General features: G+C 45.8%; 18 protein-coding genes. All 18 read left to right on the top strand.

The features are described 5' to 3' along the window. Positions 1-3: 3 nt before the first annotated feature. On the top strand, positions 4-1,614 hold the full coding sequence (locus QXT17_RS04330) for an NADH-quinone oxidoreductase subunit C (RefSeq protein ID WP_342784344.1): 1,611 nt from the start codon (positions 4-6) through the stop codon (positions 1,612-1,614). 5 nt (positions 1,615-1,619) lie between these two features. Next, positions 1,620-2,330, top strand: coding sequence for an ATP-binding protein (locus QXT17_RS04325; protein WP_020962957.1), 711 nt, complete (start codon positions 1,620-1,622; stop codon positions 2,328-2,330). Continuing rightward, the gene (locus QXT17_RS04320; protein ID WP_342783067.1) at positions 2,327-3,301 is read left to right on the top strand and encodes a complex I subunit 1 family protein; all 975 of its coding nucleotides are present in this window, start codon (positions 2,327-2,329) and stop codon (positions 3,299-3,301) included. The genes QXT17_RS04325 and QXT17_RS04320 overlap by 4 nt, the downstream gene beginning before the upstream one ends. 1 nt (position 3,302) lies before the next feature. After that, the gene (locus QXT17_RS04315; protein ID WP_342783066.1) at positions 3,303-3,746 is read left to right on the top strand and encodes a hypothetical protein; all 444 of its coding nucleotides are present in this window, start codon (positions 3,303-3,305) and stop codon (positions 3,744-3,746) included. Further along, positions 3,739-4,038: an NADH-quinone oxidoreductase subunit K gene (locus QXT17_RS04310; protein WP_052885541.1), complete on the top strand. Its 300-nt coding sequence runs from the start codon at positions 3,739-3,741 to the stop codon at positions 4,036-4,038. The genes QXT17_RS04315 and QXT17_RS04310 overlap by 8 nt, the downstream gene beginning before the upstream one ends. A 5-nt stretch (positions 4,039-4,043) precedes the next feature. Further along, complete coding sequence (locus QXT17_RS04305) at positions 4,044-5,711, top strand: NADH-quinone oxidoreductase subunit L (protein ID WP_148682117.1); 1,668 nt, start codon at positions 4,044-4,046, stop codon at positions 5,709-5,711. 1 nt (position 5,712) lies between these two features. Further along, on the top strand, positions 5,713-7,017 hold the full coding sequence (locus QXT17_RS04300; protein ID WP_020962962.1) for a complex I subunit 5 family protein: 1,305 nt from the start codon (positions 5,713-5,715) through the stop codon (positions 7,015-7,017). Positions 7,018-7,146: 129 nt separating this feature from the next. After that, positions 7,147-7,512, top strand: coding sequence for an NADH-quinone oxidoreductase subunit A (ndhC, locus tag QXT17_RS04295; RefSeq protein WP_020962963.1), 366 nt, complete (start codon positions 7,147-7,149; stop codon positions 7,510-7,512). Then, positions 7,509-8,024, top strand: coding sequence for an NADH-quinone oxidoreductase subunit B (locus tag QXT17_RS04290; RefSeq protein ID WP_052885679.1), 516 nt, complete (start codon positions 7,509-7,511; stop codon positions 8,022-8,024). The genes ndhC and QXT17_RS04290 overlap by 4 nt, the downstream gene beginning before the upstream one ends. Beyond that, positions 8,005-8,490: an NADH-quinone oxidoreductase subunit C gene (locus tag QXT17_RS04285; protein ID WP_020962965.1), complete on the top strand. Its 486-nt coding sequence runs from the start codon at positions 8,005-8,007 to the stop codon at positions 8,488-8,490. The genes QXT17_RS04290 and QXT17_RS04285 overlap by 20 nt, the downstream gene beginning before the upstream one ends. Next, complete coding sequence (locus tag QXT17_RS04280; protein WP_052885542.1) at positions 8,474-9,688, top strand: NADH-quinone oxidoreductase subunit D; 1,215 nt, start codon at positions 8,474-8,476, stop codon at positions 9,686-9,688. The genes QXT17_RS04285 and QXT17_RS04280 overlap by 17 nt, the downstream gene beginning before the upstream one ends. 5 nt (positions 9,689-9,693) lie before the next feature. Then, positions 9,694-10,707, top strand: a complete 1,014-nt coding sequence (gene nuoH / locus QXT17_RS04275) for an NADH-quinone oxidoreductase subunit NuoH (RefSeq protein ID WP_052885680.1) — start codon at positions 9,694-9,696, stop codon at positions 10,705-10,707. Beyond that, complete coding sequence (locus QXT17_RS04270; protein WP_020962968.1) at positions 10,700-11,176, top strand: NADH-quinone oxidoreductase subunit I; 477 nt, start codon at positions 10,700-10,702, stop codon at positions 11,174-11,176. The genes nuoH and QXT17_RS04270 overlap by 8 nt, the downstream gene beginning before the upstream one ends. Beyond that, positions 11,163-11,657 (top strand): NADH-quinone oxidoreductase subunit J, encoded by a 495-nt coding sequence (locus tag QXT17_RS04265; RefSeq protein ID WP_020962969.1) that lies wholly within the window; start codon positions 11,163-11,165, stop codon positions 11,655-11,657. Before QXT17_RS04270 ends, QXT17_RS04265 begins: the two co-directional genes overlap by 14 nt. After that, the gene (gene nuoK / locus QXT17_RS04260; protein WP_020962970.1) at positions 11,650-11,949 is read left to right on the top strand and encodes an NADH-quinone oxidoreductase subunit NuoK; all 300 of its coding nucleotides are present in this window, start codon (positions 11,650-11,652) and stop codon (positions 11,947-11,949) included. The genes QXT17_RS04265 and nuoK overlap by 8 nt, the downstream gene beginning before the upstream one ends. 2 nt (positions 11,950-11,951) lie before the next feature. After that, positions 11,952-13,457: a NuoM family protein gene (locus QXT17_RS04255; protein ID WP_020962971.1), complete on the top strand. Its 1,506-nt coding sequence runs from the start codon at positions 11,952-11,954 to the stop codon at positions 13,455-13,457. Between the two features lie 2 nt (positions 13,458-13,459). After that, positions 13,460-15,535, top strand: coding sequence for an NADH-quinone oxidoreductase subunit L (locus tag QXT17_RS04250; protein ID WP_020962972.1), 2,076 nt, complete (start codon positions 13,460-13,462; stop codon positions 15,533-15,535). Next, the gene (locus QXT17_RS04245) at positions 15,532-16,905 is read left to right on the top strand and encodes an NADH-quinone oxidoreductase subunit N (RefSeq protein ID WP_020962973.1); all 1,374 of its coding nucleotides are present in this window, start codon (positions 15,532-15,534) and stop codon (positions 16,903-16,905) included. Before QXT17_RS04250 ends, QXT17_RS04245 begins: the two co-directional genes overlap by 4 nt. The last annotated feature ends 18 nt before the right edge of the window (positions 16,906-16,923 follow it).

Here is a 16,923-nt window from a genome sequence, read left to right as displayed (position 1 = left end):
CACATGAGTGGGAAAATCCAAAGCAAAATGTTTGTAGAGCCAGGCACAATTTTAGATATTCTAAAAAAGGAAGTAGACAATGGATTCAACCACCTTGTTACAGTAACAGCTGTTGATCTAAAGGAAAGTATCGAGCTAATATACCACCTAAGCGACCTAAAGGGCAACATAAAGCACGTGTCAACAAGGATTCCTAGGGATAAACCCGAAATAGCAACCGTCACGACCCTTATTCCTGGGGCAGACTTTTATGAACGAGAAATAACTGACTTATTTGGCATATCATTTTATGGGAAGCAGACTACTACTGGTCGGTTTATTTTACCAGAATGTTACCCACCCGGTTCTCCCCCACCATTGTTAAAGAATGTCGATTCAAATCAAGTGAAAGATACTTTAGCCAAACAGGAGACCTGCGAATTCAAAGCTACAACTTTGCATGCACCATTATCGCCTGAAAGCGTCGTCCCGGTTGGACCATATCATCCCGCCTTTAAGGAGCCAGAATACTTTAGCCTCGTCACAGACGGAGAAAGAATAGTCAAGGCATTTTTAAGGATAGGCTTTGTCCACAGGGGAATCGAGAAGGCAGCCGAGACTCGTAGCTATCTTAGGGACATTTTCCTGCTAGAAAGGGTATGCGGGATATGCAGTGCCTCGCATTCTTGGTGCTTTGTCGAAGCCGTTGAAAAACTACTCGGCGTAGAGCCACCTAGCAGGGCAACCTATCTCAGGACAATAGTTGCAGAACTAGAAAGAATACACTCTCACTCCTTGTGGCTAGGTCTAGTAGGCTACTGGATAGGCTTCGAATCCATGTTTATGTGGGTTTGGGGCATACGTGAAGAAATAATGAATCTAATGGAAGAGATTTCTGGGAATCGTGTCCATAAGTCATTTGTGACTATTGGAGGTGTCAGGCGTGACGTCAGCGATTCTCTATTGAGAAAGATACAGGAGAGAACAAAGGAATTTGGCAAACAGTTCGAAAATCTTTTGGACACACTGGTAAGTTCGGAGGAAGTTATAGAGAGGACAAAGGGTATAGGAAAATATGACATAGAGGTTGCGAGAAAGTTCTGCACAGTGGGGCCCGTGAGGAGAGCCGCTGGCGAATTATTTGACGTAAGGAAGCTTGAACCGTACGGTGCTTATACCGAAGTCGACTTCGAGGTGCCTACCGAGGAAGAGGGAGATGTATACAGCTTGATCAAGATACGTGTTAAGGAGGTTCTTGAGTCTATCAACATAATCCACCAATTGATCGAGAAAATGCCCTCTGGGAATCCTGTGCCATCGCGATACTTTATGGGTACAGTTCCAGAGGGCGAAGCATATGGTAGGATTGAGGCACCAAGGGGCGAGCTATTCTACTATGTAAAGGCAAATAATACACATAATCCTTACCGGGTCAAGATTAGAACACCTACACTTGCAAATATACAGCTCGTGGCTAATATTCTCGAGGGATACTCAATATCAGACTTCCCCGTAATCGTGACCAGTATAGACCCATGCTTCAGTTGTATGGACAGGGTAACGGTTATCAACAGTTCAACAGGGGAAAAGACCGTTCTACCAGTAAAACTATTGAAAGAAAAAAGGAGAAGGTGATTTAAATGAACAAGTTGAGGGCAAGACTTGAGATAATTACATCTGCCATTAGGAACCTTCTGTCGACACCTATCACCCAGCCCCTTGCTACAAGCCTCCAGGATCAGCAAGTGAGGGGTATACCCATGCTTGATAGCGAGAAATGCCTAGGATGCGGTTTGTGTGCAAGGTCTTGTCCACCCGGAGCCATAACGATGGTTCCTGGAGGTAAGAAGGTAATCGCTGGGAAAGAAGTCCAAAGAAATATTCCAAGCTTCAATTATTATCAATGCATATACTGTGGGTTATGTGCTGATGTTTGCCCGGGAAAAGCCATAACAATGGTCAAGAAGCAACCAGTAGAAATCATCTCTTTATCCCTTGTGGCTATACCTATTACGGATATTGAAGCCCTTAAGGTTCTTTTTGCGTTTATCTCTCTCTTGTTCTTGAATTTCCTTATCTACTGGATTTCAGGAAAAATTGCACCGAAAGGAAAACATTCCAGCAAGGCAGAAGAACCGTTTACAGGAGGTGTTGCTACAAAACTTCCAGTATATAGATACCACATAGACGAGCTCTACATATTCATTGTGCTATTTACGATGTTAGAGGTTGCCTCCTTCATATTGATACTGGAGAGTTCTTTAAGTAGCACGTTTTTCTTGTCCTTATTATTCCTGGCCTATTTACTCATTTTGACTCTTAATCTACTTCACAGGGGTGTTGAAAAATGACGAGCCTTCTTGATGAAGTGTTTACTGTCCTGGTTTTCCCGGGTTTCATCTTTTCAGTAGTTATGGCCTTCTGGTTTGAATATCTAGAGCGCAAGATAACTGCACGCGTCCAAAAAAGAGTTGGACCACTGATTACTGGGCCCAGGGGACTTCTTCAGCCCTTCATAGACGTAGTAAAGTTGCTCTTTAAGGAAGAAATTGTTCCCAAAGGAACAGATATCTTCGCTTTCCGCATTGCTCCGGTTCTCGCAGTTACAATACCAGTGTTTGGAATGTGTTTCATACCGATAATTTCATGGAAAACACCACTTTCGTTTCAAGCCGACTTCCTGCTTGTCTTCCTGCTTTTAGCTCTAAGTCTCCTAAACGTTGCTTTAACTGGATACTCCGTTCTCAGCCCATACACCTCTATGGGTGTCGGTCGGCTCCTGGTTCAGTACTCAATGTACGAGGGCATTTTTCTCTTATCACTTATCTCTGCCATGATCCAGACCCAGACAATAAGCTTTGAAGGTCTACTTAGGTACCAATCTATAAAAGGGCCGTTGATACTTTATCAGCCAATAAGCTTTGTCTGTGCATTGCTTGCATTGCTTGCAAAACTCGAGAAAAGGCCTTTCGACCTGCCACATGCAAAACAAGAAATAGTTGCAGGATGGGAAACAGAGCTCAGCGGAAGAGGTCTCGCATTTATTCGGCTCTATACAGATTTGAGCATGGTTTGGGGCATATCCCTACTAGTAATAGTCTTTCTTGGCGGTCCACTTGGCCCCGGCTTTAATTCATTGATGCCCATTGCTGGATTTACTTGGTTTGCAATAAAAGCGCTTGGTCTCACTATCTTGCTCACAGTTATTAGCGCGTCTACCGGAAGAATAAGAGTCTATGGATTGGCGGACATTTTCTGGGAAAGGCTATATCCCTTGCTTCTTGTTCAGCTCTTGATTTCCTATTTTTTGAGGTGGTTGTAAAATGATGGAACTAGTATTCGCGTTTTTCGGGACAATTTTCATAATAGGTGGCTTGCTCAGTAAAAGGATAACACCAGCATTACTGCTCTTGGCTCTTGGGACAACATTTGTAGCTCTCGCTATCGGTCTCCTAGTCAATACAACGGCTGGCTTACTTGTGTCAACTGTTTTTGCAGGTGCATTGGTAGCGTTAATGGCGCTATGGCTAATAATAGCAGAAGAGGAAACGACTAGAGCAGACCCAATCAATGTTTTATCTTTGGCCTTTATGGTCTTGCTCTGGTTTGCTCTAATGGTATTCATAGCCTTCAAATATCACCCAACGAGAAACCCATACCTCTACATAAGAAACATGACCGAAACAGATCTTGAGCTTGTTTTTCTAGCTATGTTGGTTTCTGTTACGGGCGCTCTTTACCTTTTGAGAGGTGATAAACATGAATGAACAATTAATCCTCATAGGGCTAGGTGGAGTACTAGCCGTCTCGGGACTCTGTATTGTTGCCGCTACAAGAAACCTTATTAAAATAGCGATGGGCATGCAGGCCATCATCCTAGGCTCACTCTTGATTACTGCCGTAGCTTTAAACAGTTTGCCAGAACCAAACGTCGATCCAGTTCTTCTAGTGACCTCTGTATGTGCTGCATCGGAGACAGTTTCGCTCTCAATACTCTATTTGGCTAGAGAAAAACACAGAACGATTGATCCTCAAAAAATCTCTAAGTTAAAGGGGTGAGATGAATGAATCCATTGTACGTTCCAGTGTTGCTTTTCGCTGGGAGCCTCTTTAATCTGATAGTGGGTCGTTTATCAAGAAAACTATGTGAGGCAGTATCGGTTCTCATCACGGGTTTAGCTGCTGTTCTGTCTATTTACTTTTTCCTGTGTCCCATCGAAAACGGCTCGTTCCTGCCGATATATACTGATGGTATTTCTCGCTTAATGCTCCTAGTAGTCAACTCTCTGGGCGCACTTATAACACTTTACAGTGTTGGCTACATGGCTAATGATACGGGCTACACGAGGTACTATACCCTGATTCTTCTCTTCATAGGCTCCATGTCTTGGCTTGTCTTAACCAGGGACCTAGTCCAGCTATACATATTCTGGGAAATGGTTGGTGTATGTAGCGCTTTACTCATTGCTTTTTGGTGGGAAAAGCCTGAAGCCAGGAGAGCCGGCCTCAAAGCCTTTACTGTTACGAGAATAGGGGATATCGGTTTGTTGCTGGCTATAGCCTTAGCTGTTTGGCAGCTAAATACTACGGACATTTCTCAGCTCATAACTGCCCTCTCCAGTAATCAAGATCTTTCCGTACTCTTCTGCACCTTACTCTTTGTCGCCGCTATTGGTAAGTCTGCACAGTTTCCACTGTTTGTCTGGTTGCCTGACGCAATGGAGGGTCCAACATCTGTAAGTGCACTTATCCACGCAGCCACGATGGTAAAGGCGGGCGTCTACCTCATAGCCAGATTCTACCCAGTAATCCAGCTAATCCCAGAAGTCCAGCACACAATTTCAACGATAGCTCTCATAACAATATTTATCTCTGCTATAGCCGCTCTCGGAGCATTCGATATCAAAAAGGTTCTAGCATATAGCACGATCAATCATCTGGCACTCATGTTTCTCGCGCTCGGAGCAGGCTCGCTAACCGCCGCAATATTCCATCTGTTTTCTCACTCACTCTTTAAGGCTCTTCTATTCCTCACTGCCGGCATAATTATACATGAGACTGGGACCAGAAGCCTGGACGAAGTTTCTGGGCTGTGGGCAAGCGGCCTCAAGATTTTGGGAATAGCGTTCTTTGTTGGGGCATTAAGCCTGGCAGGGATACCTCCACTTTCAGGATTCGTCACAAAAGAAATGGTGCTAGAATCAATGGAACACTTGTTCCCAGAGGAGACAGTAAACTTGTTATCATTCATTATATGTCTCCTTTCATCGCTCTACATATTCAGGCTTTTCTTCAGGCTTTTCGTAGGGCATTCGACTCGGCATCTACATGAGAACATAGACACTATGGTTGTAGCTGTAAGCGTCCTCATCCTATTGACACTGATGGCAACAGTCCTTATTTACCCAATTTCTAGCATTATTGGTCTAAACATAGGAGAACTCAAAGTCAACCTCTATGCGCTAACTGGAACCTTCTTAGGGCTCTTGATAGCCTACCTCGTGTGGTGCACGAATAAATTCACTATGCTAAGAGTTTCCCTAAAGCCCTCTGGCAGAATAGCTGACCAAGCATTCTATATAGATAGGCTATACACGTTTATAGCAAAGAAAGCCCTGAACATATTGTCGGAGCTATCTACAAGCCTACAAACAGGGAACCCATCAGTCAATACTCTTTGGCTTATAAGTCTGCTTCTTATCCTACTCATATTTATCTTAGGGGTGATTTAAAATGGAGGAACAATTAATCCAGTACTCATTTTACGGAGTATTTGCAGTACTACTCACAGGTTTTGCACCTCGGAAAGTATCCCGCTATCTTTCAACACTACTATCCATAGGTACTTTACTTGTAGTGTCTATCATCAGTATCGAAGCAAAGGGGATAGCTGGCATCGTAGGACTCGTCTCATCAACTATCGGGATAGCAAGCATACTTTCCGCCCATGAGCTTGTAGAGGAAAACATCTCTCTACACGATGCATTAATTGTTTCAATCGCATCCCTGCTTCCAATCCTGCTTCTGAGCGATGACTTGGTAAGGATGTTTATTGCTTGGGAAACAATAAGCATTTCTATCGTTCTTCTCACGGCCTTCCACAGGGACGAGGAAAGCTCTGAAGCTGCACTCAAATATCTAACGCTCTGCGGAGTGGCGTCTCTAATTGCCCTTCTCGGTATAAGCCTAGTCTACTTTGAAACAGGCAGTCTTGTCGCCGGGAAAGTTGCAGAAGCCAGTTTACTAGCAAAAATCCTCATCCTGATCGGCTTTGGAGCAGAAGCAGCACTCTTTCCACTTCACTTTTGGCTACCCGATGCGCACATGGCGGCACCTGCTCCAGGAAGCGCTGTTCTATCTGGAATCGCCATAGAAACAGCATGCTTGCTTGTATACAGGTTGCTAGGAAGAGATCCAACCATTGCTGGCATAGTCATACCCCTAGCAGTTGTAGGCGCATTTGTTGGAAACTTCAGTGCTTATAGACAAGTAGACATGAAGAGGTTACTGGCCTACAGCTCTATAGCAAATGTAAGCTACATAATGCTGGGGCTTTTCTCGATGAACAAACTGGCACAATCCTTTGCCGTTCTACACGTAGCTGCCCATGGATTCCTTAAGGCTGGCCTGTTTATTCTCTCAGGGCTCCTACTAGCCGAGAGCGGAACAAGAAGGCTTGACTTACTACTAGGATCACTTAGTTCTAGACCCCTCCTAAAAACGATATTTATACTCGCGGCTCTAGGTTTAACAGGCGCACCGCCCACGCTGACGTTCTGGAGCGAACTATACCTTATTGTTGGTCTATCACAGGCCTCATGGATCCTAGCCATTCTCCTAGCATTGGCAATAATAACATCCTTTGGCTACTACTTTGCACTTATATACAATCTAAGCATCAAATCGACCCCTCAAACACAAACAAGTATAACCTCTAAGAGAAAATTCCCCTTATCGAAACTATCAATAATTCTCTTAGTACTGTCTAGCGTGGCTTTGTTCTTTTTCTATCAGAACTTGTTAAGCTTTCTTGGATAACTATTGCATAAAAAGTCTAACAAGATTTCGTCATAAGACAAATAGGCTTTTTATATATATAGAATCTCAGATATAATTTTATCATGCAAAATCTTTTAAGCATTCTTTAACAGATTTTAAGAGGGTCTTATGCTCTCGGATTCAGGAACAATTGCTCTAACCCTCCTCCTGGGAATTATAGCCGGGACGCTAGTTATAGTCTTGGCGTTTCTCTTAGAAAAAGGCCCAGAGGGAACATTTAAAAGAAAAAGATACGAGGCGGGAAACCCCCCTAAGGGAGAAGCAAAAACAAGGCTCCCCTTCCAGTACTATGGTTATCTCCTGCTTTATCTGTCGCTCGAGCCCCTCGTGGCATTCCTATTTCTGTACTCATATATGCCATTGGAGACACTAACTAGATCCGCTATTGTGCTAATAATTATTCTCGCAATGTTTCTCCCTGTTTTAGCTTGGGGGCTCAAATCTGCTGAAGAAATCCATAGGTGGGAAATATGAGCTGTCCCTTTGGCTTTGTAATGGTTGGCAGGCTTGAAGAATCAGCAAGAAAAGCTACCAAGTGGCTTGTCGAAAAAACACCTATAAGGTCTCTAAGGGACTGGGCAATAACGTTCAGTTTATGGCCAGTCCACTTCACTACGTCTTGTTGCGGTGCAGAATTTGCTGCCGCCTCGGCTCCAAGATACGACGCTGAGAGATTCGGCTTTTTGCCATTCAACTCGCCTAGACAAACCAATCTTATGGTAGTCGAGGGAACATTAACAAAGAAAATGGGTGAAGCGGCCAAGATCGTATATGACCAGATGCCCTGGCCCAAGTTTGTGATCGCTATGGGAGCATGTGCAATTGACGGGGGCCTCTTTTATAACAGCTACAATATAGTGAGACCTAAAGATATCCTCCCAGTAGAATATTATATCCCTGGTTGCCCACCGAGACCCGAAGCAGTAGCACAGGCAATAATAATGTTACAGGAAAAGGTGAGGAAGGGTGAATGGAGAAAAGCCTAGCTGGCTTATAGAAATGTTTTCAAAGCTTTCAGAGCTAGGAATAAAGCTCGAGGAAGCCAAGAATGTATTGAAAATGGAAGTTTCCCCTGAATCTCTACGGGAAGCCGCCAAGATACTCATTCAATATGGCTATGATCATTTGGCATCAATAAGCGGCGTTGATTGGCCCACAAAGGGAACCATTGAAGTTATCTATTTTGCCGAGAGCTACGAGCCAGAAAAAAGAGGCATCCTCATCGAGTTAAAAACTGCCACAAGCCGGGAGAATCCTAAGCTCCCCTCACTTATAGACCTGTGGCCAAACGCTCTGCTCTTGGAGCGTGAAACATGGGAAATGTTTGGAGTTGTATTTGAGGGGAACCCAGACCTCCGCAGGCTTCTCTTGCCTCCCGACTGGTCTGGTCCCCCACCTCTAAGAAAAGACTACAAGGTAGTAGAGGAGGGTATATATGTTGAGTATGAGTAGCGAGTTTGTCTCTTCAAGGCTACTCTTCAAGGAGGGCGACGAGAGCACATACGAGCTCTTCATTGGTCCACAGCACCCATCCTCTGGACACATGAGGTTCATTGTGAGACTTAAAGGGGACATAATCGTCTCGGTAGACCCCGACATAGGCTATGTCCACAGGACAATGGAAAAGCTAGCAGAGGGACGGGAAGCAATCAAAGCTATACCCCTACTGGAAAGGCTCACTATAATCGACTCACATAATGCCACCGTTGCCCTGGTAACTGCCCTCGAGAGACTGCTCGACGCAGAGCCACCTCCCAGAGCTCTCTACTTGAGAACTCTCCTCTCAGAGATAAATCGTATTGCAAGCCACCTCTATGGAATGGGAATAGCAGGGATAATGCTAAACCACTCGACAATGTTCATGTGGGCGTTCGGGGATCGTGAGGTCTGGATACAGCTGGCAGAAGAGCTGACTGGCGCCAGGCTTACGCATACGTATAGCATACCGGGGGGAGTAAGAAGAGATCTTCCACAGGGTTTCAAAGAGAAATTCGAAAAGGCGGCGCGCTACATGGAGAAGAGGTTGCAGGAATACATGAAAATATTTCTCCTCAACCCCCAGATCGCGTCCAGGTACGAAGGAGTCGGAATCCTAAAGAAGAGCGAGGCGCAAAGACTTGGCATAGTCGGCCCCAACCTCAGGGCAAGCGGTGTCAAGTACGACGCGAGGCTCGCAGATGACTATGGGGCATACAAGGAACTAGAATTCGAGGTGCCAGTAAGGGAGGAAGGCGACTGTATGGCTAGGATGCTCGTGAGAGTAGAAGAGATCAAGCAGAGCCTATCCATTATCAGGCAGGTTCTAGAAAAGATGCCAAGTGGACCCATATTTGCAGAGAAATACTTGAAGCTCCTGCCGCCAAAGACGCGTGAACAAGTTCTCAAAACCGGCCACGTTAAATTCCCAGGGCTTTTTGCATCCCTAAAATTGCCGGCTGGAGAAGCAGTGGCCAGGGCAGAGATGGGCCACGGAGAAATATTCTACCACATAGTAAGCGACGGTTCTACAAAGCCCTATCGCTTGAGGGTTGTTACGCCATCGTTTAGAAACGTGATACTTTTCCGCTACCTGCCGCCCGGGCACAGGTTTATGGATTTCCCAGCTATATATGGGAGTCTGGATTACTTCCCACCAGAAGCAGATAGGTGAGAACTATGGATATAATTGGTTTTATAGTCAAGTTGTTTTTGTCCCCCCAGGTATTTGCGCCCATAGTGTTTCCAGGACTCCTTACAGCCCTCGTTGTCCTACTGATAATAATCTGGGCCGAGAGGAAAATCGCTGCCAGGATACAGATGCGTGTAGGGCCCTTATATGTGACACGCCACCTGGGAGGAGTGCTCCAGATGCTTGCCGATGGAACAAGGTACATGTTCCAAGAATTCATTGTACCCGAAACAGCGGACAGGATACCATTTATTGTTGCGCCAATCCTAGCATTGACCTTGGCGATACTTCCATTTGCATTTATACCCTCAGCTCCTGGGTTCTCCCCTATATCTTCGCCCCTAACATTGCCCGCGGTTCTAGCTGTCATCTCTGCGATACCAATCTCTGTTTTGCTAATGGGATGGGCTTCTAATAACAAGTTCTCTATACAGGGAGCCGTAAGAGAGGCTTTTATGTCTCTAGGATACGAGGTCCCGCTCTTTATTTCCGCTATCTCTATGTCTATTCTGTATGGGACAATGAGCCTAGAAGAAATGGTGACTAAGCAATTTATTCCGGGGCTTATTCTTAACCCGATAGCGGCCTTTACTTTTCTAGTAAGCATGATTATGAGTGCAGGCAAACTGCCTTTCGACATAGTTGAGGGAGAACAAGAGATCGTAGCAGGTCCCTACGTTGAGTATACGGGCATAATTTTTGGGATAGGGATGGGTCTTGCATACCTAAAGCTCTACGCCCTGTCATTGATCTACACAATAATCTTTTTGTCAGGCTGGGAGCCTCTTCCCAAGCTACTCTATGATATCTATCCAGGCATAGCAGGCATATTCCTCTTTGTGAAGGCATTCCTCCTAATGCTCTTCATAGTGTTTCTAAGATCTGTATACGGGAGATATAGGCTTGACCAAGCTTTGAAGATAGGTTGGCGTGTATACTTTGTTATGTCTATTGTTTCCCTCATACTTTCGTTGGGGGTAAGGGTGATCCTAAATGTCTAATCCAGTTAAGAATTTCCCCAGGCATATCGAAGCTATATGGACAGGGCTAAAGTACCTCGTAAAGCCCAACAGAATGACTGTATACTATCCTGAATACTTTGTTGAGCCTCCAGAAGGCTACAGGGGGTTAATAAGGTACTATCCAGACAAATGTATACAATGCGGTCTATGCGCAATGGTTTGCCCAGCAGGCGCAATGAAGATGTACGTTAAGAAGGGAGAAAAGAAGGGAAGACCAGGAGTGAACTATCAGAGATGCATATTCTGCGGCTTCTGCGTTGACATTTGTCCACAGGACGCACTCGAAATGACAAAGATCCATGACGTTGCATTTGAAAGGTTTGAGGATCTTGTCTTCCCGCCAGAGAAAATGGCTCTTGAGCCTGTTTCTCCAGCACTAAAGATGGGGGCTAAAAAGGTTAAACCTGTATTTGATGAAGAGAGGGGGTTGAGGCATGAGTCTGCCTGAATTCAGCCTTGTGTATGTTCTAGCCGCCGGCACGGTAGCGGTAATAGCGGCAATTCTATCTGTAAAAGCACGGGAAGACTTCTACTCAGCAATCCTGCTTGGAATCGTGGGCCTAGCCATAGCATCTTTAATTGCGCTTTTAGGCTTCCCATATGTCGGGATATTCCAGGCACTGGTATATGTAGGGGCAACTGTCATGTTTGTGATTATGGGTGTCGTTTTTATTGGTAGAGGGATGGTTTCGGAGAAGAAAATGATTCTTCCAGCTGTCCTAGTAGCTGTCCTGGGATTTTTCTCGGTGCTACAGATACTAGTCTCGCCACTTGCTCAGCAGGTAACTACTGTGAATACTGCCCTCAGTCTAGAAGGGCTATTGAAAGTTTTCTCAGAGAATTTGCTTGCATTCTTCTACTTGTCTCTCTCGCTTCTTGCTCTCTTGTTAGCTGGCATATCAATAGCTAGGGGTGAGACAAATGAATGACTTGATTTTTCTAGTAGTCTCCTCAATGCTCTTCAGCATAGGTCTGGTAGGTGCTGTCATCCATAGAAGTGCGGTCAGAGTGATGATTTCTTTAGAGATAATGTTCAACGGAGTCCTACTGGCGCTATTAACTCTTTCTAAGTACTTTAATCCTCTGGGCGGAAGCATCCTGGCCCTCTATGCGATCGCTTTGAGCTCTGTAGAGGTGGGGCTCCTTATTTCTGTATTTATCCTCCTGTATAGGAGGAGTAAAAGTCTGGATGTTTATGAAATAGTTGGTTTGGGTGAGTAAAAATGAGTGAAATACCATTATTATGGGCAACACTGTTGGCTCCACTTTTAGCATCCATTTTGTCTCTATTCATCAAGGAAAAGAAGAGCCTTGCCATTCTAAATTCAGCGGCACTAGGTTTTTCCGCAATTGTTCTTCTTTATCTCTATACCAGCAAAGGCACAACCTGGATGGATCCAGTCAGTTTCAGCATAGGCGGTCTCGGAACATTTGCACTCGTAATTGACCCCACGGTCTTCCTGGTAGCATTCAGCATAGCGGTTACAACTTCTGTGATAGCTCTATACAGCCTGCCATACATGGATCACAGGTTTGAAGAACTGCACCACGAGGGGGTATCTGCGCCCGGCTGGGGCTCCTACTACTTCCTCTACACATTGTTCGCCCTAGCAATGATGGGCACCGTGATGTCAACAAACATAGTCGAGTTCTATATATTCCTAGAGCTCACACTTATACCAAGCTTCCTACTGATAGCCTTCTATGGCTACGGAGAGAGACTAAAAATAGCCATAATGTATCTTTTATGGACACATGTAGGTGCCCTACTATTCCTCATCGGTGCACTAAGCGTTGGACAAAAGATAGGCTTCGACTTCATTACACAGGGAGGCTTTAGAATAGGTGCCGCAAACAACCTTGTGGGACTAGAATACGCCTTCTGGCTAATGATTCTAGGTCTCTCAGTTAAGCTTGCGGCCGTCGGCGTCCACATGTGGCTACCATACGCCCACGCCGAAGCACCTACACCGATATCTGCACTTCTAAGCCCCAACCTGATTGGTCTAGGAGGAGCAATGATGTTTAGGATCGTATACACCCTATTCCCGCAAATGTTTGCATCAGCCTCCCCAATACTTACAGCGTGGGCAGTCATAACAATGACTTACGGTGGACTAATGGCGCTCAGCCAGACAGACTTTAAGAGGTTGCTCGCCTACAGCAGTATCTCGCAAATGGGATACCTCCTACTTGGACTAGCCTCTGTAAACGCCTACGGCATAGCTGGAACATTCCTCCACTACATGGTCCACGCTTACGGAAAAGCAATCCTCTTCGCCGTAGCAGGCATCCTTATAGCAACATACCACGGTCTAAGAGACATAACGAAGATGGGTGGACTAGCCGCAAAAATGCCCTATACAGCTTCACTTGCATTACTAGGCTTCATGCACATCACCGGAATACCGCCGACCCTAGGCATCTGGAGCGAATACCTAATAGTTAGAGGAGCAGTAGCACAGGCACTACAAAACGGCTCAACATGGTATATCCTTCTAGCAGTAGGGCTCCTCATAGCAATAGGCCTATCAACTGCATATGCATTTGTAACAATGAGAAGAATCTTCTATGGCCCACTCAAAGTCCAGGAAGCTAGAGAAGCCAGCGCGTCGCTCTGGGGACCATTACTAGTCTTCGCACTCCTCGGCATACTCTTCTTCCTATTTGCCTCTCTTCTCATAGATCCCCTCTTAAGCTTCCTGAAAACGTTCCCGCTAGGTGCATAAACATGGAGAGCCTGCTACTGCTTGCTTGGCTTTCACCATTCATTGGAACCCTCCTCATACTATTATTTAAGAGCGCCTCCTGGAAGATAAAATCACTCCTAGGCATACTATCCATCCTTGTCTCTGCACTCGTATCTAGCTATGCCGCTTATCTATTCCTAACTGAGGGAGAATCCATACACATAAGTTATCCCTGGGTGAAAAGCCTAAACGTTTCTCTGGGAGCATTCTTTGACGGCCTCTCTACAGTTATGGCCCTAGTGGTTTCATGGCTAAGCTTCCTGATAGCTGTCTACAGCTACGAATACATGAAGGGAGAAGTAGGCGAAACACGGTACTGGCTCTTCTTCACATTCTTTGTTGGAAGCATGATGCTACTCGTACTCTCAGACAACATGATAAGCATGTTTATAGGCTGGGAGGGAACAGGGCTTGCAAGCTACGCCCTCATCGGGCACTGGTTTACAGACGAAGAAGAAAGATGGGTCGGCGAACCCGGCAGAAGAGCACTAGGCGTCCCAATGTGGTCTGAACCAAGCCACTCAAGCCTCAGAGCAATAGTTTTTACAAGGCTAGGAGACGTTGGAATGGTCATAGGAATAGCGACCCTACACACATTGGCCGGGACCACTCTATTGTCCGGACTCCTTGACGCCCAATGGGCAACACAGCTACTAAGCAAAGGCGTGTTACCCGTGTTTCTCTGGCTACTTTTCCTCGGAGCCCTAGCGAAAAGCGCACAGTTCCCGTTCCACGAATGGCTCGTCACAGCAATGACTGGCCCAACGTCGGTAAGCGCGCTGATACACGCTGCAACAATGGTAAAGGCGGGTGTATACTTTGCGCTCAGGTTTTCACCCTTCCTTGTAGCCGCATACATCGTACTCCAGGGCGGCATCGGCTCCACAATAATTGAAGAGTTCCTCGTTGGCCTTGCAGTGATAGGCGCATTCACAGCCTTCATGATGGCTACAATGGCAATCGTCAGCAGAGAGCTCAAACTCGTACTAGCCTTCTCTACAGCCAGCCAGCTTGGCTACATGTTCCTCGGCGTTGCCGTGGGAACACTGGTCGGGGGCGCTGTTGGGGGTCTCTATGCAGGTATGTCACACCTAATGAGTCATGCCGTGTTCAAGGCGGCCCTATTCCTGGGCGCCGGAGCAGTGATTCACGCTGTCCACTCTAGGTTTATTGACGACATGGGCGGATTAGCCAAAGAGATGCCCATTACAGCCACAGCATTTGTGCTAGCTTCCCTGAGCCTTGCTGGTGTACCACCCTTCCTAGGATTCTGGACGAAGGACGAGATAATACACCTGTCTTCAGAGACAGGCCTCATAGTGCCCACATTCTTAGCAGTAATAACTGCCTGGATAACAGCGTCTTATACAGCCCGAATGATTTCAAGAGTATTCTTTGGCCATTCCCACCACAAAGCACACGAAGTCAGCCCAGTAATGTTTACCCCGTACCTCGTCTTGGGTCTAGCAAGCATAGGAATCGGAGCAATATGGCCCTCGATTTCTGGCAGCTTTGAAAAAATGCTTGAACACACCTTGGGAGGTGAAAACTCTGTCCATATGCTTGAAGGTCACATACCTGGAACATTTGAAGCCACAATTATCCTTGTCCTCCTCCTATTTCTCTCAGTATTCTACATCTACAGCATAGCAAAGAAACAGCCCTACTATTACATCTCTAAGAGCCCCATTCTAATGAAGCTTCACAGTTTCCTCTTTGACAGGTGGTATATCAATGCACTGTACTATAGGACTATAGTTGATGGATTCAAGGAAACGTCCAAGGCCCTCTACAAATACTTAGATACACTTATAGTCGACAACTTCTACCACAAAGCCATACCTAAATTATTCCAGCAACTAGTCAATGTGACTTCAATATACATAGAACACACATGGGACCGTATCCTGCATCACTACCTCGTAGAGGGCTTTAAAGGCTTATGGAGGATATTCAAGCAACTGCAAACTGACAAGGTGTCAAGCTACTTACTCTATCTCTGGCTAGGATTGTCCCTAATCCTGGTATCCATGTACATTTTAGGGTGGTTCCCATGATGTTGGAAGCCATATACCTCGATATAGCTCTACTAGTACTAACCGCAATAATAGCCCCGTATTTAAGGAAACAGCCGAAGATACTCTATGTCTTAGCATCACTCGCCCTAGCTTTCACCTTACTCGTAAGCCTAGAGGAATCATTATCAGGCACAATAGCCACAGGAGAAATGGTCACCGACTGGTTTACCTCCCTCATACTAACCATTGTCCTCGCAGACATCCTCGTCGTAATAGCCTCATCATTCCAAGCCCTCAACCTGTCCCCCGAGGGCCCATCCTTTATAGCGACACTACTATTAGGCATAACTGGCCTCATAGGCCTCTCCCATGCAGGAACAATACTCATGCTCCTCGTCTCATGGATACTTGTCTCTGTGACAAGCTACGCTATGATTGCACTCATGAAAGACAAGTACTCAGCATCTGGAGCAACAAAATACGGGTTAATGAGCCTAGCCTCCTCAATGCTCCTCCTATTATCACTAACCTTCGTAACAACACAGGACCCAAAACTATCAATCACTCCGTTAAGTTCTCCACCCATAATAGTGGCGGTAGCTACCCTAGCTTTTTCCGCAGCTGCTTTTGGCTTTAAAGCTGGAATATTCCCCTTCCATGGCTGGCTACCAGACACCTATGGCATATCAGATCCATACCCAGTAGCAGTGGTGGCTGCAATCTCAAAAGCCGCAGTTATACTTGCATTCTACAAACTCGCAATTCTGATAGCCCCTATCGTTTCGTCCCATTGGCTAACGCTCCTCGGAATACTCTCCGTCCTCACAATGACTTATGGAAACATAACTGCCCTCCTACAGAAAGGCTTCCAGGGCATCCTTGCCTATAGTAGCATAGCACATGCAGGATACATCCTAATAGGTATCGCGGCGCTCTCCTTACCGGATCCGCATCTACGGTACCTCGCCATGCTAGGACTACTCATGCAACTAGTAACCTACTCCTTTGCCAAGACCGGCCTCTTTCTGCTAGCAAAACTAATTAGACAAAAAGAAAGTCCCCCGCTCAAACTTGAACACCTAAACGGCCTATCAAGGGTAGATGGTTCTCTAGCCGCTTCTTCATTAATACTCGTCCTAAGCCTAATGGGTATGCCCCCACTCGTAGGTTTCTGGGGCAAATTGTTCCTATTCTTCTCTGTCGTGGGGCCAGCTACATGGCTAACCGCTATAGCCCTCATCAACACTGGAATCGCCGCCGCTTACTACGCTAGGATAATAAAAGCCATGTACTTCGAGCCAGGAAGTCCAAACCTCTCAAAAGATAGAGGACTCAAAGTAGCAGTAATTATTTCAGCCATAATCTCACTATTAGCAGGCTTTATACCGATCTTCCTCCCGATACAATAGAATTTATACAAAAAATTC

Origin of the sequence: Thermofilum sp., assembly GCF_038871435.1 — an archaeon.
GTDB lineage: Archaea > Thermoproteota > Thermoprotei > Thermofilales > Thermofilaceae > Thermofilum > Thermofilum adornatum.
This window is presented reverse-complemented; position numbering and strand designations above follow the sequence as displayed.